Annotated in this window: 23 protein-coding genes, 1 pseudogene and 1 riboswitch; of the genes and pseudogenes, 21 read left to right on the top strand and 3 right to left on the bottom strand. The window is 46.9% G+C overall.

Going from position 1 to position 20,033, the window contains the following annotated elements:
* Nucleotides 1–185 precede the first annotated feature (185 nt).
* The 14 genes from LC090_RS01765 to LC090_RS01830 all read left to right on the top strand — a co-directional run bounded on the left by LC090_RS01765 (nt 186) and on the right by LC090_RS01830 (nt 12,085).
* Nucleotides 186–596 (top strand): ferritin-like domain-containing protein, encoded by a 411-nt coding sequence (locus tag LC090_RS01765; protein WP_226654698.1) that lies wholly within the window; start codon nt 186–188, stop codon nt 594–596.
* Nucleotides 597–694: 98 nt separating this feature from the next.
* Nucleotides 695–878: riboswitch (cobalamin riboswitch) on the top strand.
* Nucleotides 879–1,019: 141 nt separating this feature from the next.
* Nucleotides 1,020–2,003: an ABC transporter substrate-binding protein gene (locus LC090_RS01770; protein ID WP_226654699.1), complete on the top strand. Its 984-nt coding sequence runs from the start codon at nt 1,020–1,022 to the stop codon at nt 2,001–2,003.
* Nucleotides 1,987–3,027 carry a FecCD family ABC transporter permease gene (locus tag LC090_RS01775; RefSeq protein ID WP_425590620.1) on the top strand — a complete coding sequence of 347 codons (1,041 nt, stop codon included), beginning with the start codon at nt 1,987–1,989 and terminating at the stop codon, nt 3,025–3,027. The genes LC090_RS01770 and LC090_RS01775 overlap by 17 nt, the downstream gene beginning before the upstream one ends.
* Nucleotides 3,028–3,029: 2 nt before the next feature.
* Nucleotides 3,030–4,499 carry an adenosylcobinamide amidohydrolase gene (locus tag LC090_RS01780; protein ID WP_226654704.1) on the top strand — a complete coding sequence of 490 codons (1,470 nt, stop codon included), beginning with the start codon at nt 3,030–3,032 and terminating at the stop codon, nt 4,497–4,499.
* Nucleotides 4,496–5,461, top strand: coding sequence for an adenosylcobinamide-phosphate synthase CbiB (gene cbiB, locus LC090_RS01785; protein ID WP_226654707.1), 966 nt, complete (start codon nt 4,496–4,498; stop codon nt 5,459–5,461). Before LC090_RS01780 ends, cbiB begins: the two co-directional genes overlap by 4 nt.
* Complete coding sequence (gene cobD, locus LC090_RS01790; protein WP_226654709.1) at nt 5,436–6,512, top strand: threonine-phosphate decarboxylase CobD; 1,077 nt, start codon at nt 5,436–5,438, stop codon at nt 6,510–6,512. The genes cbiB and cobD overlap by 26 nt, the downstream gene beginning before the upstream one ends.
* Entirely contained in the window at nt 6,491–7,033 is a 543-nt protein-coding gene (locus LC090_RS01795; RefSeq protein ID WP_226654711.1) for a bifunctional adenosylcobinamide kinase/adenosylcobinamide-phosphate guanylyltransferase, read from the top strand. The genes cobD and LC090_RS01795 overlap by 22 nt, the downstream gene beginning before the upstream one ends.
* On the top strand, nt 7,030–8,517 hold the full coding sequence (locus tag LC090_RS01800; protein ID WP_226654713.1) for a cobyric acid synthase: 1,488 nt from the start codon (nt 7,030–7,032) through the stop codon (nt 8,515–8,517). The genes LC090_RS01795 and LC090_RS01800 overlap by 4 nt, the downstream gene beginning before the upstream one ends.
* Nucleotides 8,514–9,305, top strand: coding sequence for an adenosylcobinamide-GDP ribazoletransferase (cobS, locus tag LC090_RS01805; RefSeq protein WP_226654715.1), 792 nt, complete (start codon nt 8,514–8,516; stop codon nt 9,303–9,305). Before LC090_RS01800 ends, cobS begins: the two co-directional genes overlap by 4 nt.
* A complete protein-coding gene (locus tag LC090_RS01810) occupies nt 9,263–9,874 on the top strand; it encodes a histidine phosphatase family protein (protein WP_226654717.1) in 612 nt (203 codons plus the stop codon). Before cobS ends, LC090_RS01810 begins: the two co-directional genes overlap by 43 nt.
* Complete coding sequence (locus tag LC090_RS01815; protein WP_226654719.1) at nt 9,826–10,260, top strand: bifunctional adenosylcobinamide kinase/adenosylcobinamide-phosphate guanylyltransferase; 435 nt, start codon at nt 9,826–9,828, stop codon at nt 10,258–10,260. Before LC090_RS01810 ends, LC090_RS01815 begins: the two co-directional genes overlap by 49 nt.
* 17 nt (nt 10,261–10,277) lie before the next feature.
* Nucleotides 10,278–10,868: a cob(I)yrinic acid a,c-diamide adenosyltransferase gene (locus tag LC090_RS01820; RefSeq protein WP_226654721.1), complete on the top strand. Its 591-nt coding sequence runs from the start codon at nt 10,278–10,280 to the stop codon at nt 10,866–10,868.
* 3 nt (nt 10,869–10,871) lie between these two features.
* Nucleotides 10,872–11,357: an ECF transporter S component gene (locus tag LC090_RS01825; protein ID WP_226654723.1), complete on the top strand. Its 486-nt coding sequence runs from the start codon at nt 10,872–10,874 to the stop codon at nt 11,355–11,357.
* On the top strand, nt 11,354–12,085 hold the full coding sequence (locus tag LC090_RS01830) for an ATP-binding protein (RefSeq protein WP_226654725.1): 732 nt from the start codon (nt 11,354–11,356) through the stop codon (nt 12,083–12,085). The genes LC090_RS01825 and LC090_RS01830 overlap by 4 nt, the downstream gene beginning before the upstream one ends.
* An 82-nt stretch (nt 12,086–12,167) precedes the next feature.
* On the opposite strand, the gene LC090_RS01835 is transcribed toward LC090_RS01830, so the two are convergent.
* The 3 genes from LC090_RS01835 to LC090_RS01845 all read right to left on the bottom strand — a co-directional run bounded on the left by LC090_RS01835 (nt 12,168) and on the right by LC090_RS01845 (nt 14,226).
* Nucleotides 12,168–12,332: a hypothetical protein gene (locus LC090_RS01835; protein WP_226654727.1), complete on the bottom strand. Its 165-nt coding sequence runs from the start codon at nt 12,330–12,332 to the stop codon at nt 12,168–12,170.
* A gap of 207 nt (nt 12,333–12,539) precedes the next feature.
* Nucleotides 12,540–13,157: a cell wall hydrolase gene (locus tag LC090_RS01840; RefSeq protein ID WP_226654729.1), complete on the bottom strand. Its 618-nt coding sequence runs from the start codon at nt 13,155–13,157 to the stop codon at nt 12,540–12,542.
* Between the two features lie 157 nt (nt 13,158–13,314).
* Nucleotides 13,315–14,226 carry a hypothetical protein gene (locus LC090_RS01845; protein ID WP_226654731.1) on the bottom strand — a complete coding sequence of 304 codons (912 nt, stop codon included), beginning with the start codon at nt 14,224–14,226 and terminating at the stop codon, nt 13,315–13,317.
* Between the two features lie 289 nt (nt 14,227–14,515).
* Between LC090_RS01845 and LC090_RS01850 the strand changes: the two genes are divergently transcribed.
* From LC090_RS01850 to LC090_RS21850, 7 genes and pseudogenes are all read left to right on the top strand, one after another.
* Complete coding sequence (locus LC090_RS01850; RefSeq protein WP_226654732.1) at nt 14,516–15,913, top strand: cell wall-binding repeat-containing protein; 1,398 nt, start codon at nt 14,516–14,518, stop codon at nt 15,911–15,913.
* A gap of 191 nt (nt 15,914–16,104) precedes the next feature.
* Entirely contained in the window at nt 16,105–17,505 is a 1,401-nt protein-coding gene (locus tag LC090_RS01855) for a cell wall-binding repeat-containing protein (protein WP_226654733.1), read from the top strand.
* 217 nt (nt 17,506–17,722) lie between these two features.
* Nucleotides 17,723–17,872 (top strand): zinc-ribbon domain-containing protein, encoded by a 150-nt coding sequence (locus tag LC090_RS01860; RefSeq protein WP_226654734.1) that lies wholly within the window; start codon nt 17,723–17,725, stop codon nt 17,870–17,872.
* Between the two features lie 168 nt (nt 17,873–18,040).
* A complete protein-coding gene (locus tag LC090_RS22105) occupies nt 18,041–18,121 on the top strand; it encodes a YARHG domain-containing protein (RefSeq protein ID WP_226655246.1) in 81 nt (26 codons plus the stop codon).
* 495 nt (nt 18,122–18,616) lie between these two features.
* Nucleotides 18,617–19,012: pseudogene (locus LC090_RS01870) on the top strand (N-acetylmuramoyl-L-alanine amidase family protein); the annotation flags it as partial.
* 228 nt (nt 19,013–19,240) lie between these two features.
* Entirely contained in the window at nt 19,241–19,399 is a 159-nt protein-coding gene (locus tag LC090_RS01875) for a hypothetical protein (protein WP_226654735.1), read from the top strand.
* Between the two features lie 159 nt (nt 19,400–19,558).
* Complete coding sequence (locus tag LC090_RS21850; RefSeq protein WP_255647916.1) at nt 19,559–19,687, top strand: hypothetical protein; 129 nt, start codon at nt 19,559–19,561, stop codon at nt 19,685–19,687.
* Nucleotides 19,688–20,033: the final 346 nt, after the last annotated feature.

The following is a 20,033-nucleotide window of genomic DNA, read 5'->3' on the forward strand; positions in this document are numbered from 1 at the left end:
ATTTTGATTGTCCTGATTATTCTTCAATATGCTTTAAACAAACGATCATGGACACAAATAAAAAAGGATGAGGCTCATGAAGCCTAAATTCAGGCTCGAGCCTGACCCCACTCAAAAACTCTCCGCACCAAAACCCGGGCTATCGTCATATACTGTGCTATCACATGTTAAAAAGGAGTTCGATTATGTACCCATACTATCGTACGCTCGAAGAAGACATTGCCACCGCCATCAATGGAGAATATAGCGCCATTCAATGTTACAAAAAGTTAGCACAGCTTGCACCGAATGAAACAGAGCGAAACCGCATTATGGAAATTAGAAAAGACGAGAAAAGGCACTTTAAATTGTTTAAGTCCATTTACACCCAACTTACCGGTCAAGAGCCTTCTCCGCAGTTGATTGAAGAGTGTCCAACAAACTATTGGGCGGGACTGGATGCCTCCTTGAACGATGAGCAAAACGCAGCTGATTTCTATAGAAGAGTGGCAGATCAAACGAATAACCCCTTTATCAAAGAGGCATTCACTGGGGCAGCCTTAGATGAGCAAAACCATGCTGTCTGGTTTTTGTATTTCTTAACGAAGAGAAGATAGTAAGAAAGTTGTGCGGGGTCAGAGAGGGGGCTGACCCCATCAAAAGACAACAGTTCCCCCCACTCATACAATCATGTATAATGAACGTGTTACGAAAGTCCATAGTGATCGATTCAGGTGTCTTTTCAATAAAGACTTAATAGGGAAGCTGGTGTAATTCCAGCGCGGTCCCGCCACTGTAAATGGTCGCTTGCTGCAGAATCCACTGTTCACACAACGAATGGGAAGGAGCAGCACGCGATAACCATGAGCCAGGAGACCTGCCTGAATCAAGCGCGAACAGCCTACGAGGATAGGGATGTGCGAACGGATTCAGGTGCTATACGCACCGTTACTTCCATTCGACCATCTCCATGCCCTCCGGCGTGGGGATTTTTTTTTCGTTTAGAGACATCACACTACACTACAGGAGGAGAACCACTCATGAAAAAGCTTTATTCACTACTCATCTTACTTTTTCTCGTTACAGGAATCATCGCCGGCTGCGGTGCGAACGAGGAAAACAGTGCAACGAATGAAGGTAATGCAACAACAGACCAGGCTGAACAGTCAGAAGATAGCGCTTTCCCCGTAACCATCACCGATGCGCTCGATGAGGAAGTCACGATCGAAAAAGATCCAGAGAAAATTGTCTCCCTCATTCCGAGTAACACGGAAATTCTCTTCGACCTTGGCGCAGGAGAAGAAGTGGTCGGCGTTTCTGATTTCGCGAACTATCCGGAAGAAACGGCTGACATTGAAAAGATCGGCGGCATGGAATTTAACGTCGAAAAAATCATTTCCCTTAAGCCAGATCTAGTCCTTGCCCACGGCTCAAGCGCTCATAACTCTGAAGCAGGTCTTCAACAGCTTCGTGATGCGGGTATCACTGTCCTCGTGGTGAACAATGCAACAAGCTTTGATGAAGTGTATAAATCAATTGAAATGATCGGACAAGCAACAGGGGAAACCGATCAAGCAGAAACAACCATCAGCGACATGAAGCAGCAGCTTGAAGACATTCAAGCAAAAGCAGAAGAAATTTCGGAAGACGATGAGGAAGAGGTCTTTGTCGAAGTTGCTCCTGCACCTGAAATTTTCTCTCCAGGAAAAAACACGTTCATGGATGATATGCTGACCATGATTCACGCAAAGAACGTCACGCACGACCAGGAAGGCTGGAATCAAATTGATCAAGAAGCGATCATTAAAGCAAATCCTGACGTCATCATCACAACTTATGGTTACTATACGGAGAAACCCGTTGAGCAAGTGTTAAGCCGCGACGGCTGGCAGGACGTAACGGCTGTCAAAGAAGAGCAGGTTGTCGATGTGCACTCTGACCTCGTGACGCGCTCAGGCCCTCGTCTTGTTGAAGGAGTAGAGGAACTTGCAAAAGCGGTTTACCCGGATGTTTTTGCTGAATAAACGATTCATTGCCTACCCAATTGCCACAGCGCTGTTAATCGTCGCGATGCTACTTGGCATTTCCATCGGTACCGTTTCCGTCCCGGTGCTCAGCATTTTAAAGTTAATCGGAACCGAAGTGCTTCACCTTCCTTCTTTAGGAAAAACGGATCCGATGTTTACGACGATTGTGATGGATATTCGCCTGCCGCGCGTCATCCTGGCAGGTCTTGTGGGGGCGTCTCTTGCGATAGCAGGAGCCGCCTTTCAAGGTTTACTACGGAATCCATTAGCCGATCCATACGTGCTCGGCGTCTCATCAGGCGCATCGGTTGGCGCCGTGCTCGTGCTCTTTTTAAACTTATCGATCCCGTTTGTTGGCATGTTTACACTTCCCGTGATGAGCATCGCCGCATCGATTCTCACGATTTTTCTCGTGCTCTTCTTTGCACGACAAATTGAACGATCGATGCGCGTTGAGACGATCATTCTCACCGGGATCGTCTTTAGCTCCTTTCTAGGCTCGCTACTGTCACTTATGATCGCGCTAACCGGAGAGGAATTAAGACAGATTATCGGCTGGCTCCTTGGAAGTGTGTCCATGCGCGGCTGGGAGTATATCGGAATCATGCTACCCTTTTTCATCATCGGCTCCGGCATTCTCCTTTTTAGCACAAAAGAACTGAATGCCATGTCATTTGGGGAAGAACGCGCTCAGCATATTGGCGTCAATGTCGCCAAACGAAAGCTATGGATTCTAATCGGCGGCTCGATTTTAACTGGGGCAGCCGTCGCCGTTTCCGGAACAATCGGATTCGTTGGCCTTGTGATCCCGCACTTAACGCGCCTTCTATGGGGTCCGGATCACCGCCATTTACTTCCGCTTTCGATTTTACTCGGCGCCGCTTTTCTCATTGTAGCCGACTTGATCTCGCGCACGATCATTTCACCAACAGAGCTTCCGATCGGTGTCATCACATCGCTTATCGGCGCCCCGGTGTTTGCCATTATATTAATTAGAAGACGTAAAGAAAGTAGAGGATAAGCATGTTAAGCGTACAATCTGTTACAGGAGGATATCCCGGTCACGACGTGCTCAACGACATTTCATTTGATGTGGAAAGAGGCGAGCTGCTCGGAATCGTTGGCCCAAATGGTAGCGGCAAAACAACGATTTTTAAAATGATCAGCGGGATTCTAAAGGCAAAGTCAGGATCGATTTTGCTAAAAGAAAAGCCGATTGCAAGCTACTCAGCGAAACAGCTGGCACGCGTGCTCGCCGTCCTGCCACAGCACGCAGAACAGGCTTTTCCCTATACCGTAAAAGAAACCGTTTCGCTTGGCCGCTATGCGCACCAATCCGGCTGGTTCCAATCGTGGAGCGAGCATGACGAAGAGGTTGTGCAGCGAACGATGGCGCAGACGGGCATTTCAACATTTCAAGATCACTACGTGAACGAACTTTCAGGCGGCGAACGCCAGCGCGTCTTCCTCGCCCAGGCACTTGCACAGGAACCAGAAATCCTTTTACTAGACGAGCCAACCAATCACCTGGATCTTTCCTATCAAAAAGAACTGCTCGATTTGTTGAAAAAGTGGACACGGGAACAGGGCCTAACGGTGATTTCCATTTTTCACGATTTGAATCTTGCCGGCCTTTACTGCGACCGACTGTTACTACTTGAAAACGGGAGAATCAATCTGCACCACAAGCCGAACGATGTGTTAAATGAAGCGCGAATTCAGTCTGTTTACCGCACAAAAATTGAGAAGCATCCGCATCCGACCGTGCCAAAACCGCAAATGCTGCTTTTACCAGAGAAGCAGGCGGAGGACGAGAGCGACCTTCTCATTACGGAAAAATGCCTTACTCATGCAGAGGAAATGATTACGCTCAAGGCACCGTTTCCTCTCCGCACAATGTCTTCAGGCGTCGTTGGATCGGGAACAGGCTGGTATAGCACATTCGTTAACCGTCACGTCGATAAAACGTATGACTGCTTCGACCACAAAGGGGAAATGACGCGCTTTCTCGAAGATCACGGCATCGATCCAACAGAAACAGTCGGCATGATGACGGCCGTTCGACTAGAAGACGTTGCTTTTCGCTTCATAGAAGACGAGGGTGTTTCCGTTTTTGTCGTCGTCACAGCTGGCGTTGGCAATGCGGTGGATGCCTCGAAAAGCCGTGAACACGTCTATGAGCCGCTCCCTGGCACGATTAATACGTGGATTTTCGTGAACGGCACGCTTACAGACGAAGCATTCATCCAAAGCATCATGACGGCAACAGAAGCAAAGGTAAAAGTGCTGCACGATCAGCAAGTGAAAGACGCGGTGACAGGCACCATAGCAACAGGCACGTCAACCGACAGCATCCTCATTGCAGCCACGCAGCGCGGCGAGCACCAGGCATATGCCGGAACGATCACAACGCTTGGAAAATTGATTAGCGAAGGCATTTACGCATGTACGACAGAGGCACTTGAAAAGTATCGTGAGAGGCGATTCCGATGATGCTGAATCACCTGCTTGCGATCACCGTGGCGTTTTGTCTCGACCGTCTGATTGGTGATCCCCCCAAATGGCCACACCCGGTGAAAGGATTTGGTATGCTGATCGGCTTTCTTGATAAACGTTGGAATCACGGGAGCCGCCGCAAGCTAAAAGGTGCTTTCATGACGGGTACCATACTGATTACCGTCCTCGCGATGACTGGTCTGACGGTCTATCTCGCCTACACCGTGCACACGCTCGTCGGCATTTTCTATGAAGCGGTTCTCATCGCCACCACAATCGCTCAAAAAAGCCTGCGAAATGCGGCGCTTGACGTCTATCAGCCTCTTCAAACCGGCAACATGACGGAAGCGCGCGAAAAGCTCTCCTGGATCGTCGGGCGCGACACCGACCATCTCGATGAAAGTGAAGTGGTGCGCGGCACGGTTGAAACGGTCGCAGAAAACACGAGCGACGGCATTACCGCCCCGCTTTTCTGGGCATTTATTGGCGGTAGCATTGGGGCAATGTGTTACAGGGCAATCAATACGTGCGATTCCATGGTCGGCTATCGAAACGAAAAATACGAATCATTTGGCTACGCTTCAGCAAAGCTGGATGATGTAGTGAACTGGATTCCAGCTCGTCTCACCGGTCTATGTATGATGCTTGTCCAAAAGCCTGTGCACACATCGAGCGGTCGTGCGTGGCACGTGCTCTTTCGCGATGCGAGACAGCATCCGAGCCCGAATAGCGGCTGGGGCGAAGCGGCAACGGCCGCCATTCTTGGCGTTCAGCTTGGTGGCGTGAACTCGTACAAAGGCATCGTCTCCAACCGCGCCCGAATGGGGGACCCGATCATGAAACTGAGCGCTACCCACATTCCGAAAGCCATCTCGATTATGAATCGCTCAACCATTCTCTTTCTACTATTACTCTGGATCGGAGGGCTTATCTTTGAAGCTACCATCACATGGCGCTAACGCGCACTACTTATACGAAGCACTCCAAATCGACCAGCCTAACCGAACGATTGATTTCAGTGCGAACCTGAACCCGCTCGGACCTCCACCGTCTCTCAAAGAAAAATGGCAGGATGCTTTTCAGCTCATGACCACGTATCCTGATCCACATGCCGTTACATTAACCGAAACGCTCGCTAGTCACCATGGTGTAGAGAGCAATCAACTGCTGATCGGAAACGGCGGTGCGGAGCTCATTACGCTCGTTGGACGTTTTCTCCTCGGCAAACGCGTTTGCATCGTTCAGCCTGCTTTTTCTGAGTACGAAGAAGCGTGCCTGAGTGCTGAATGCGAAGTTACGTATCACACGCTCGAGGAAGAGGAATGGACGTTAGGTTCTCACCTAACGGAAAAACTGCCGTACGTTGATGCGGTTTTCCTTTGCACCCCAAACAATCCAACCGGTGTCACCTATGACCCGGCTTCTGTTCTTTCGGTATTGGAAGCTTCCCAACAGTACGATTGCACGGTGATTATTGATGAAGCCTTCGCTGACTTTTTATCCGATCAATCATCGTTCTCATCTCTTCTCGACACGTTTTCGAACCTAATCATCCTTCGTTCATTAACAAAAATGTACGCCATTCCCGGTCTTCGTCTCGGGTATATGATGGCGCACCCTAACGTAATCGATGCCATCAAAAAGCTTCAGCCGCACTGGAGTGTGAATGCTCTCGCGCTCAGAGCCGGTGAGCTCTGTCTTGAAGAAGATGATTATGTGACACAAACCCATCATCTCATTGAACAAGAACGAGAAAGATCCTTTCAATTTTTTAATCAGACGAACTTTGTTTACTCGAAATCAAGCGTCAACTTTTATCTCCTGCGCGATCCAGAAAGAGACGATCAAGAACCACTTATGCGCTATTTGATGGAAAACGGCCTTATCCCAAGACATACGGAAAATTTTCCTGGTCTTGATGGCAGGTGGCTACGATTTGCGGTCCGAACGCCTGAGGAAAACGATCGGTTAATGGAGGTGTTAGCAACATGGCGCAGCTCATTTTTATAACAGGTGGCGTGCGAAGTGGAAAAAGCCGCTTTGCGGAAAGGCGAGCGGCTTCGCTCCGTAAGAACGGTACGCTTCACTATCTCGCATGCGGAGAGCCGAGCGACGAGGAAATGAAGGAACGCATCAGCCGTCACCAGCACGACCGTGCCTCTAAAAATGTTCCATGGGAAACAGTGGAATGCCCAACGGATATTGGAAGCGTGGCCGCACGTTTGAACGAAAATTCGGTCGTCCTTCTTGATTGCGTTACAACGCTTCTTTCGAATGAACTGTTTCAGGAAGACGGCACGTTTCAACAGGAAACGAAACAAAAAATTCAGTCTGGCATCGAAAAACTTAGTGAACGCGCAAACACCCTGATTATTGTTAGCAATGAACTCGCACATGAGCCGTTAACAGATGGGGTCGATTTCTATGCACAGCAACTTGGCGAGCTCCATCAATGGATTGTATCGGAAGCGGACGAGGCGTATTTAGTGGAAAATGGCGTCCCGCGACTCATGAAAGGAGCAGGCGTATGAACGGCATCATGATTCAAGGAACGGCCTCGGACGTAGGGAAAAGCTTGATCGTGACGGCGTTCTGTCGCCTTCTCGTAAACGAAGGCTATGCGGTCGCCCCATTTAAATCGCAAAACATGTCCAATAACTCATACGTCACGATAGAAGGAAAAGAAATTGGCCGGGCGCAGGGCGCTCAGGCAGAAGCGGCCCGAACAGAAGCAAGCGTCTGGATGAATCCGATCCTGCTCAAGCCTCGCTCCGACCAGCATGCGGAAGTCATTCAGTTCGGGACGTCTTACAGGACCTTGTCCGGGAAAGATTACCGTCAGTCGTACTACGAGATGGGACTTGAAAGCATCTCACTTGCGCTTGATTACTTAGGGAAAGCGTACGACGTTGTCGTGATGGAAGGGGCAGGCAGTCCAGTTGAGGTGAATTTAAAAGATCGCGAGCTTGTGAACATGAAGGTGGCGGAGATGGCAGACGTTCCGGTTCTGCTTGTCGCGGATATCGATCGCGGTGGCGTGTTCGCAAGCATTGTCGGCACGCTTGAACTGCTTGAAGAGGAAGAGCGCTCACGAGTAAAAGGGATCCTTATTAACAAATTTCGCGGTGATCCCGAGCTTTTCGAAGACGGCATCACGTGGCTTGAACAACGAACGGGCATACCGATTCTCGGCGTATTGCCTTACGTCCATCATCGTGTCGAGGGCGAAGATTCGCTCTCACTTCAGGATCGCTTTTTACATAAAAATGGAACGGTTGAGATCGCCGCCATTCAGCTCCCGTTCCTCTCCAACTATAGCGACATGGAGCCGTTTAATGAGGAAGACGTCACGGTACGATGGGTTCAACATCCCCGTGAACTTGGCGAACCTGACGCCATCATCATTCCCGGAACGAAAAGCACGATGAGCGATCTCGCATGGTTAAAGGAAAAAGGGTTTGACGAGACGTTAAAAAGCTATCGAATCCGTGGTGGAAACATCGTCGGAATCTGCGGTGGCTATCAAATGCTAACAGAAGAATTAATCGATGAGCACGGATCCGATACCGGAAACCCGGGCACGAAAATGAAAGGACTTGGCCTCATTCCAGCAAAAACGTTCTTTCACGAAAAGAAAACCACGATCCGCGTCGAGGGCGCGCTTCACGAGGTAACGCATCTCGATCCGCCGATCAGCGGTTATGAAATTCATCTTGGCGAAACGGTTTTTAACGAGCCGGCAAAGCCTTTTCTCAAGCTAGGTGAGCGTTCAGAAGGTTACTTTGGAGAAAATGGTCGCGTGATTGGGACGTACTTGCATCATCTTTTTCATAATGATGAGTGGCGAACGCATTGGCTGAATGGTCTTAGAGTAGAAAAAGGCCATCCACCGCAGAAGCAAATCAACCGAAGGGAACTGAAAGAAAAGACGTACGACGATCTCGCAAATGACCTGAAGCCGCATTTAAAATGGGAGCTCATCAAAGATTTGATGTTCAAAGGTGCAGAGCAATGAACGTGTGGCAGGGAATGCTGATTAACCTTCAGTTCTTTACCATCATTCCCGTTCGGCGTGAAATCCCGATGGGGCAAAAGCAGCTAACGCGTTCGGTTCAAACGTTTCCGTTGCTCGGCCTGCTTCAGGGATTGCTTTCGTCAGGCCTTCTCTACGCGCTACTTCAGTGGACGCCGTTCTCAACGCTTTCGATCACGTTTTTTGTCTGGCTATTTATGATCGTGTTAACAGGCGGTCTTCATCTTGACGGGTGGATGGACGCAAGCGACGCGTTTTTTTCTTACCGTGACCTTGAGAAACGTCTTGAAATTATGAAAGATCCGCGTACAGGTGCGTTTGGGGTGCTTTCCGTGATCATCCTTCTCTCAGCGAAGTTTCTCTTTCTTTATGAAATCGCACAGGGAGCAAGCGGGCTCACGTATCTTTTCGTCGCACTCGTTCCGTTTTTTAGTAAAAGTGTGATGGGTGTCTTTCTCGTTTGGATTCAGCCAGCAAAAGAAGAAGGGTTGGCCGCTTTTTTTCAAAATGGGATCAAGCGGTCGAGCCTGTGGATTTATCCGGTTTACTGGTTTCTGATGATCGGATTCGTCGCCATGTTTTCATTAAAAGCGATGGGGTTAACCGTGCTGCTTAGTGTGGTGACGCTTGTCGCGGCGCTGCTGATGAAACGAAAAATTGTCAGCTGGTTTAACGGCATTACAGGAGACGTGCTTGGGGCGAGCGTAGAAGGAATGGAGGTGCTTTTATGGATGAGCATGTGGTTGTTACATTATTTCGTCATGGGGTAACGGAAGACAATAAGCGCGGGGCCTATATTGGATGGACGAATCCGCCGATCAGTGAAGACGCGGCGTTTGCGAGCATCGCTGATGACTATGATTTGATTGTGACGAGTGACCTTGAACGCTGCCTGCAAACGACAAAACGACTTTTTCCGCATCGAAAACCAATCACGATGCCGCTTTTTCGCGAAATCCTCTTCGGGGAATGGGAAGGAAAAACGTATGCCGATCTTGAACATGATAGGCAATATCGACGCTGGGTGTCCGATCCGCTTGCGGAAGCGCCACCTGGTGGGGAAAGTTTTACGGAATTTACGGAGCGAATTGATCAGGGATTTCGAGCACTTGTGGAAGAAATAAAGGTACGTTCGAGTGAAAAAGTCATTCTTACAACGCACGGTGGGGTCATTCGCTACTTGTTAATGAAATATGCGCCTGAAAAGAAATCGTTCTGGGAATGGAATGTTCCCCACGGTTCGGCGGTTGAGCTTGAATGGAAACGAGAAGATCTAAGGAGGGACGCGCGATGCACTTCGTTACGGGTGGTGCCTATAATGGCAAAACAAAATGGGTGAAGAACTTCTACGGATTAACCGAAGATCATTGCTGGAAATCCGCGTATGATCAAACTAAAATTCCGCTCAATGTGAGTCGCTTTTACGGAGATGTCGTTGTTCTAGAAGGTGTAGAACAGTGGCTCAAGGGGTTAACGGTGGAATCAGGTCTTGAAGAATGCCGGGCGATCTGGCAGTCGCTACTTGGGATCTGGCAGACGTGGGAAAGCGAGCGTCACGAGCGAACTGTCGTCATCATTGGCACGGACATTACAAAAGGAATCGTACCGATGGAAAAGGAAGACCGCGATTGGCGTGACCTAACCGGATGGGCGTATCAAGATCTCGCTGCTGTCGCAGACCGTGTTGACGTGATTTGGTATGGCCTAAATCAGCAGCTGAAATAATCAAAGGGGGACTAGGGATGAGAATTTATACGCGAACAGGTGACGAAGGAAAAACGAGCATTATTGGAGGCAGAGTCGATAAAGATGACGTGCGCGTCGACGCTTACGGAACGGTTGATGAAGTGAACGGTTTCGTTGGACAGGCGATAGTCGAGCTAAGCGAGATTGGAAATGAGTCGCTGAATGATTTAATCGACGATCTTGAAAAAATTCAGCACGAGCTGTTTGACTGCGGTGGTGATCTTGCGAACGTTTCGCCAAAGCGCGAACTGAAGCTGAAGGAAGAGTCCATCACCTATCTTGAAAACCGAATTGATGCCTTTATTGAAGAAGCCCCGGCACTTGAAAAATTCATCTTGCCAGGCGGCAGTAAGCCGTCTGCGACGATCCATATCGCGCGAACGATCACACGTCGCGCTGAGCGTCATGTTGTTACGTTGATGAAGCAAGCAGAAAACGTACCAACGGTTCCAATGAAATACTTGAACCGCTTATCCGACTACTTTTTCGCACTCGCACGCGTGATCAACTTCCGCTTAAATGTAAAAGACATTGAATACGCAAGAAGTGCCAAGGTGTTCCGTGGCGGAAAGCGTAAAGGAGAGTAAGTCATGTCTGGAAAACGCGCAAGTCTTCTTGCGATGTTCATTGGGCTCTCCGTTGTTGGCGCCATTCTGAAAATGCCATCAGCCGTAGGAAGTATCGCGCTCGATGCATTTCCGGCGCTCATCGCGGCTGTTCTTCTTGGAAACAGAAGTGGTGCGCTGATCGCAAGCTTCGGGCATCTGCTGTCAGCGCTTATCGTGGGATTTCCGCTTGGGCCGATGCACCTTGTCGTTGCGGGGGAAATGGTCGCGCTCGTTTGGCTGTTTGGAAAACTATATGAAGCGAATAAAAAGAAGGTGGCCGCTGTCACGTTTGCACTTGGCAATGGACTGGTCGCTCCGCTTCCGTTTTTATTCCTTCTGGGTACAGGGTTTTACGTGGCGATCGTTCCGAGTTTGATGATTGCGTCTGTGCTGAACCTTGCTCTTGCGCTCATTTTGATTCCGAGGCTTGTGCCGCTTTTTGAAAAAAGGGGACTGGCAAGCTTATGAGAGATGGAACAGTCATTGGATTAGGTGACGAAACGCTTATCATCACAAGCGACAACAGCGGCGCGATTGGCCTGAAAGAACAAGATCATGTAGCGGTTCCTTACGACGTTGTTTCTTACTATGCATTTCGCGTTGCGGCGATGGAAAACATCGCGCTTGGCGGTCATCCCGTTTCCGTTGTGATGCATAACTTTTGCGGAGGTTCAGAGTGGGAAGCGCTCGTGAGTGGCGTGGAATGTGGAAAACGAGAGCTTGGCTTTAACCAAGAAATCAAGATTACAGGAAGCTCGGAAACAAATATGCCGTTACTTCAGTCGGCGCTCGGGGTAGTCGTGCTCGGGAGGCAGAATCGCACGTTACCGGAAGTTCGCTTAGATGATGCTACGAAATTCGCCGTGATTGGCAAACCGCTTGTTGGAGAAGAAGTGGTGAACGAAGAGGTAGCTATTGCCCCGCTTGAACTGTTTCGCTGGATGAGTGAGCAAATGGGCGTTCAGTCTGTGCTTCCTGTTGGTTCAAAAGGGATTCTTTATGAGTTGAATGAGCTTGTGGATGGAGTGGAAGTTGAGGAGTGTAAGGTTCGGGCTGAACTTGATCTCTATAAATCTTCAGGGCCGTCTACTTGTTTTATAGTGGCTTACGATAGAGTCGTGGAAGAGCAACTGTTAGAGCGAGCGGGGCCGCATTTTAATAGAGTGGAAATTGAAAGGGGTCAGGCTCGAGCCTGACCCCTACAACAAACAAAAACAGGGCATTGTCCGCCTCAGGCGGACAATGCCCTGTTCCTTATCTATTAAACATCATCTACTACTACAATGCTTGTTTACGGTTATCATTCGCATACATCTTCTCAAGCTCAGTTAACGTGAGCCCGTGTAACTTACTAAGATCATTTCGGTTATCAGGTGAGTTTAGTAGCTTACGAATTAGGTAGGTTCGACGATCAATCATGCCTTTACGGAGTTGGACTCCCATGAACACAACCTCCTTCCTTTACTATACCATTTGACTCTAGCATAACGTGTTTTGGCTCTTGTGTGTGTTAAGAAATTGTGAAGAAATTAACAAAGAATGTGGGAAGAAGTGAAGAAGGGGGTCAGGCTCGAGCATGACCCCCTCCACACACAAAAAAGCGATAAAGTCCGCCTCAGACGGACTTTATCGCTTTCACTCTCTCATCTTCTACCTCGCATACACATGCTGCCCAATCGTCTTAATCACGGCACGCGAATAAATCCACTCATCCGATACACCGCTCGGATTGTAGTAATACGTCGCGCCATCAGATGGATCCCAGCCAAAGTACGCATCCTTCGCAGCTCGGTATGAAGACGCATCAGGCGTGAGCCAGTACTGCCCATCATTCAGCGCGGTAAAGGCATTTTGCTGGTAAATCACCCCGTATGTACTCCCAGGAAATGCGGAAGATTGAACGCGATTTAAGATCACAGCCGCTACCGCAACCTTGCCTTCATAAATCTCACCACGGGACTCGCCGTGAACAACGTGGGCAATCATTTCAAGGTTATTCAGCATGTTCAGTGTATTTGTTCCCGCAACGCCATCCGCGCTCAGTCCAAAGTCTACCTGAAAATCACGAACCGCTTGTTCCGTCACTGAACCATAATAACCCGTGGGCGTCGTATGGAAGTAATCGAGCTTTTCCAACACCCTCTGCATGTGCTCAACTTCTGATCCTCTCGAACCGGTGTCCATCATCGCAGCTGCATTGTCCTCTAAGAAGAATAAATAAATGCAGGAAGCAAGAACAAGAGAACCAAGTACATGTACAAATTTCATTCACAAGCCCCTCTCAACTAAGTTAATCCCCATTATAATACAGGGAATCCAGGGAAGATATGGAACAGAGTACCTTTCTTCATGAACAGCAAATCCAATCAAAAGTCTAGTTTTATCCAGTTTCTAACTTTCATTAAGGCACATGTACCCAAAAAAATCACAGGCTTTTGATCCCTTCACGAAACACATTCCCTTGATTCCGTACAAACAGCTCTCTAATCCAATCTTCTCCATCAGCACCTGGATTCGCACAAACAAATTCCTGCCCAATCCCAGTTGAAACGGTACACCCGTCACGATCCTGCAACCACGTACGATGGTGAACCTGACTAATGTTCTTATACAAAAACGAAGGCAACCGCCACGTGCCATGCTTCCCATCCAGTCGCTCAGACAACCGCAACCCTTCATTTAACGTCTTGAAATACCCACACCCAGGTATCCCAAGATCTTCAAACAACCACTCATCCGGCACGTACACATAATTTAATTTGGAAAAAGCATTCTTGGTCACATGAGGATGGCACCCTAGCCCATACTGATCTGTAGCTGCCTGTGCATCCGCATACGTTTCAATCCGCTTCTTCACCTTCATCCACCCATATAAAAAGTGGGCTTTCCGAGCTTTTCCAATCGCCTTAAACCCTCCAAAGAACAGAAACAAATTTCCATCTCCCACATTCAAATTCCCCAAATGTGGCGCTGCATTCGCCTGTCCAAATCCTCTCCCGATCTGAAGTAGACTCGTTTCTGGAACCCAGGGCGGTCTTCCAAGCATCGGGTCAAAATGCGCATGAATATCCGGGTCGTCGATCTCCCGCTTATCATCACCAACCTTAATCTTCGAATTTCGGTAAATCTCCTGATAAACATCACTCACATTCGTCCCAACGCAAGACCCCAAATACCCTCGCTCCACTGGAATCTCTTCATACCGAATGCTCGCCTGAAAGATCGCTTTCCGCTCAGGAATAGGCAGCCAAACGTACTTACCCGTCTGTTCATCATACGGCGATAATCTCCCGCCGCTCCCTGCATCAAATCCTTTTCGACTTAGCACAAGTTTCATTTATAGCGCTCCTTTTTTGGAAGTGACTGGATACTCCTTTCGTCATTTTCCTCGATCTTCCTCTAAAAAAGGGTAAAAATAGTGCTTGAAAATTCAAAACGGTAGTTCAATAGAAATGGGTAGAGGGATCGGACGGAATAAAAACTACCATTCGACAAAAAAATCGATAGCTATACAAATCATTTCTGTATATAATCCTCTTAGCGTAAGTAACGGAGAGGTGATGAAGGAGCAGGGGACATGCTCGTTTTTGTAGTAGAAAATGAGAATGATAGGGGAAAAAGAACGAATGAAAAAGGCAATTGGACTATTATCAACCGCAATCCTAGCAGGAAGTATACTGAGCGCTCCTGCTGCTTCAGCTTCCACCCATGAGGCTCTTGCTCAGAAAGCGCATAGCATTTCTATGAACGGGTATGACGATTACGGTTTCTTTAATGAAGTTGAACCCAATAATCGTTTTGACCAGGCGAACGTGATTCAAAATGATGACGTAGCCATTGGAAAACTGACAAACAATGATAAGGATTATTACAAACTTGTGATTGATGCGAATCAAGATGTTTTCTTCGACTTTTTTGCTGTAACGGATGAAGACAAGCCGTCACTTGCGCTCCAAGTCGACATCTATAACAGTTCGCAGAAAAAAATCACGCCTGACTTCACCGATAAAGACGGTGGGTTTTTCGCTGGTTTTGAAGCGCTTGCTCCTGGAACGTATACGTTTGTCGTATCCGATACGTTAAACAAAAATAACGGCGTGGAGTATTTCTTCTCCGCCTCGGCTTATACAGGTGTACCTGAAATCACACGCATTGCTGGTGCTGATCGCTATGAAACGGCGGTTAAAATTGCGAAGGCTGACTACCAAAAAGGAGCTGCATCTGAAGTTGTCCTTGCGACTGGCCTCGACTTCCCAGATGCCCTTGCTGGAGCACCACTCGCTTACCAGTTGGATGCGCCAATCTTATTAACAAGTCCCAAGTCGCTTCCGAAATCTGTGAAAGACGCGTTCACTTACTTTGGTGTTGAGCACGTAACGATTCTTGGAGGCACAAAGGCGATCTCCAAAGACGTTGAAAATGAACTGAAGAACATGAACATCTCGTTCGATCGCATCTCTGGCGCGAATCGCTATGACACGGCTGCCAAAATTGCGGCTGAACTCGTACCTGGGATTTCTGATACAGCATTCGTCACTTATGGAGGTAACTTCCCGGATGCGCTGTCCGTCGCGTCCATTGCAGCACTTGAAGGAAGTCCAATTCTTCTAACGAATACAAAATCCCTTCCAGCTGAAACAGCGAAAGCGCTAAAGGATTACAAAAACGCGTATGCGATTGGTGGCCCGGCTGTTATCAGTGGCGACGTTGTGAAAAAGCTTCCGAATGGCGAACGCATTTCAGGTGAAAACCGCTATGAAACATCCGTTGCGGTCATTGAAGCATTCGACATGCCGGTCTTTGGCGCAACGCTTGCAACAGGACAGGACTTTGCTGATGCCTTAACCGGATCCGTCTATGCTGCAAATAACTATGAACCAGTCGTTTTAACGAAAAAAGATGGCTTGTCCACGCCGGCCGCTAATCTTTTCCTAGATTATGAAACGATGGATTACACCATCCTTGGCGGGAAAAACGCCCTTGGAGTCGGTGTTGAAAACGACATTAAACACTTATTTGATTAATCCTTCCGAAAGGCTCAGACACCCATCTGAGCCTTTTTGTATTTTTACCCCATTCGACAAAAACAGCCTATAGCCGAACCCCTATTTCTCCTATATAATCCTCTTAGTGTTAAGAAATGGAAGGGTGATGAAGGAGCAGGGGACATGCTCGTTTTGCTTTAAAAATGAGATTGATAGGGGAAACGATACGAATGAAAAAAGCACTTGGACTATTATCAACTGCCATCCTTGCAGGAAGCCTAATGGGGGGACCTGTTGCCTCTGCTTCCACTCACGATGCATTTATGAAAAAAGCACAAAAAATGACGATGAATGATGATTACGATGACTGGGAATACGTTCAGGAAGTAGAACCAAATAACAGTTTCAAAGAAGCGAACCTCCTGATGAGCGATGACGTAGCCACTGGGAAACTAACCGATCAAGATGAGGATTTCTACAAGCTTGAAGTGGAATCAGACGAACCGATTTCTCTCTCTTTCGGAGCGGGTACAGATGAAGAAGAACCAACGATGGAGCTTTGGGTTGATCTTTACGATGAGAATCAAAACAAACTAACGCCAGATTTTGAAGATGGCGAATATGGCTATTACGGCGCAATCGAAGAGCTTGAGCCCGGTACTTACTATTTCCGAGTAACGGATATGGCGAATAAAAACAATAATGTCGACTACTATTTTTCGGCGTTTACGTATTCAAATGATCCGGTCGTCATGAGAATCGCAGGGGAAGACCGCTACGAAACAGCGGTTGAAATCGCCAAAACAGGATTTGAAGAAGGCTATACACCGGAATTAGTGCTTGCAACAGGACAAAACTTCCCTGACGCGCTTGCCGGGGCACCGCTTGCTCTCCAGTTAGGAGCGCCAATCCTTCTTACTCCAACAAAAGAGCTACCTGCTTCGGTGAAAGAAGCAATGACATACTTGGGAACTGAGCACGTAACGATCCTTGGGGGAAAAACGGCTATCTCAACAAACGTTGAAAAATCGCTCACGAAGATGGGGATCGCTTTTGATCGTATTGAAGGAAAAGATCGCTATGACACGGCTGCCAAAATTGCGAAACACATCGATCCTTATTTCAGTGATACTGCATTCGTCACGTACGGAGGCAATTTCCCAGATGCCTTATCTGTCGCATCGATCGCTGCAACACAGGGAAGCCCGATTCTTCTAACAAAAACAAAAGAACTCCCAGCAGTCACAGCGAAAGTCTTGAAAAACTATAACGATACGTACGTCATCGGCGGAACAGCCGTCGTCAGTAACACGGTCTTCAACAAGCTCCCGCATCCAAAACGAATTGCTGGAGACAACCGCTATGAAACGTCCGTTCAGGTGGCGAAGCAGCTGGATATGCCAGGCTACGCGGTTAACCTTGCGACAGGTGAAAACTACGCCGATGCCTTATCCGGCTCCGTACTAGCCGCAAACTTTTACGAGCCCGTTCTCTTAACGAAAAAGAACGAGCTACCTGAAGAAGTAAAAGAATATTTTGTCCGAAAAGAATCCTTCTTCTTCACAATCTTCGGTGGACCGAATGCGATTAGTGAAGATGTAGAGGATGAAATTTGGGAGATGTTTGAGTAAGGGCTGAACGGTCAGCATGAGCTGACTGTTTTTCTTTTGTCGTTTTTTTGTCTTTGTTTTTTATCCTTTGTCTTTGAAAGGGGTCAGACTCGAACCTGACCCCTTTCAAAGACAAACTCCTCACAAAATCCACCGCACGCGGACATGTTAAAGCGCACCCTCACTGTTAAGTGCTATCTCTACCAAATGTCCCATATACTGGTTGAGGGAAATTGACATGCAACTTGTTAAGGGGGCGAAAAGAGTGGATCATTGCACCAACTGTGGGAAGAAGTTAGAAGAAAAGCGAGAATTTTGTACAGGTTGCGGCCAGCCGGTCCAACAAGTGAAGGAGGTAATGACGCCAACGGGAGAGACATCTCCTTAGGCGAATGGGAAATCACAAAGAACGTTGGAAAACTCTTAATTCAAGCGAATGAAATCCCATCTGCTAACCAGCCGATCCTGTGTTTGATTATATCGAGAGCACTAATTCCTATCTTCTACCTCACAGTGATGTGATTAAACTATCTGAAAGTGAACTCACCGAAATGAAATCTTTGCTCGACACGGATATGTGTTCAAATCAGATGAATTAGAAAGTTACTTCGCGGAAAAAAAACTGGTATTTCCCTGATCCTTACTACGATGGCTCCTTAAATAACGTCGAAGAATAAAACGTGAAATTGATTGAGGATTTGGAGGAACTTTATTAGTGAGAGGGAGAAGAAAAAAGTCAATTATCATTGGTACGTTTATTCTTCTTTGCCTATACCTATCCTTTTTAATCTTCCATAATGCGCTGGAGGCTAATCAAGTTGAAGAGAGGCTAGTGTTATCACAGCCAGCTGTTAACGATGGCCAAACAAAAAGTACATTAGCACTGGAAAAAGGAGCTAAACCCAAAAGAGCACTCCCTTCTAACAGTACCAAGAACAACTTCACCATCGTCATTGATCCCGGCCACCAGCACCCATGCCAATAACGATCAAGAGCCGGTTGCACCTGGCAGTAAAGAAACGAAGGGGAAGGTGTCTTCAGGCACCAGTGGGATCAAACTAACGCTCAAAGCAGCTCTGATTTTAGAAGAATTACTGAGGGAGCGTGGCTTTAACGTTTTTTAACGAGAAAAGAGAACGAAGTTGATATTAGTAACAAAGAAAGAGCAGAAATAGCGAACGACCATCAAGCAGACTTGTTTATCCGGTTACACGCAGATGGATCAAAGGATAGCAGCGTAAAAGGATTTCATATTTTCACTCCATCTCAGGGTCATCCCATGTTTAAGCAAAGTCTTCAAGCTTCTAAAGTCATCTTCAGCGCTGTACAACGTGATCAGTCAATCGTCACGAACGGTATTTCATTTCGAAGTGATATCACAGGATTTAATTGGTCTCATGTCCCGTCTACGCTAATGGAAATGGGTTTTATGACAAATACTGAAGATGACCAAAAACTCTCAGATCCAAATTACCTTCGCAAACTTATGACGGATGTAGCGGAAGGCATTGTTGCTTATAAGAGATAAGGTGACGTGACGGTCTAGCGATCCGTCCTTTTTTAGTTTTTATTACGATTTACAAAATCATAACTCAAACATCTAGGGTAACCCGAAGAAGAACTTATAATCTTTAACAATCACGATCGATAAATTCTTCAATTTAAATTTACAGAAAATTAACAATCGATTAATACGATTCCTTTCAAAATAATGGTATAATCGCGAAATAGTTTCATAGAATATGGAGGGTGTCGAATGATCGGGCAAGATCAACAGAACGTAATGTGGAAAGAACTACAAGACTTCGTTAAGCAAGTAGAAAAAGAAAATACTCTTCAGCCAGAGAATGCAAAACCTTATATTGATCAAATTAAATCCATTCTTATGAGACAAATCTGTCCAGTTGATAAATAAACCATTTCTCTTTTCATAAAAATAGGTAGTGACTTTCAATTGTTATGGTAAATTATTCATTAAAATGATATTTTTTCTTAATAACGCTTTCAAAAACACTCCTTATATGGGTATAATAAAAAATGTGATAATTTTACCATTATTTACAGGGGGAATTGGATGAAGGGGACCTGGCTAACACCAGAAGAGATTGCTTGGAGAAAAAATAGAAATAAGAATATTGGATACGCATTAATACCTGTTTTCGCCATAATGATTGGCGCACTAATCACCTTAATCGCAAATTAAAAGACGGATCTTCATGGAAGATCCGTCTTTTAATGATCTATTTCACTTCAGTAAAAGTTAGCTTATCACACTCATCGCAATCTTCGCCCACCCAAATACTGCAATCCAGAGAGGAATACTTAACGAAACGGCCCATACAAAACCTTTAGCAAAGTTGCCTTCTTCCTCGTAGTACATGTCCTCATCTCCCTCATACGAGTTATCAATCAGTTAAATCAGGTTGACTTCCTTCTATTATAATTGAAAGCGCTTACGAAATCTGTCGTTTCTTGAAAAATATTTTCATACCCACTGTTAGATTTTGGCTTCGCCTTACTAATCTACCCGAATAAAGGAATTTTATTCA

The sequence above is a fragment of the Guptibacillus hwajinpoensis genome, assembly GCF_020524165.1.
GTDB classification, from domain to species: Bacteria; Bacillota; Bacilli; order Bacillales; family Guptibacillaceae; genus Guptibacillus; species Guptibacillus hwajinpoensis_D.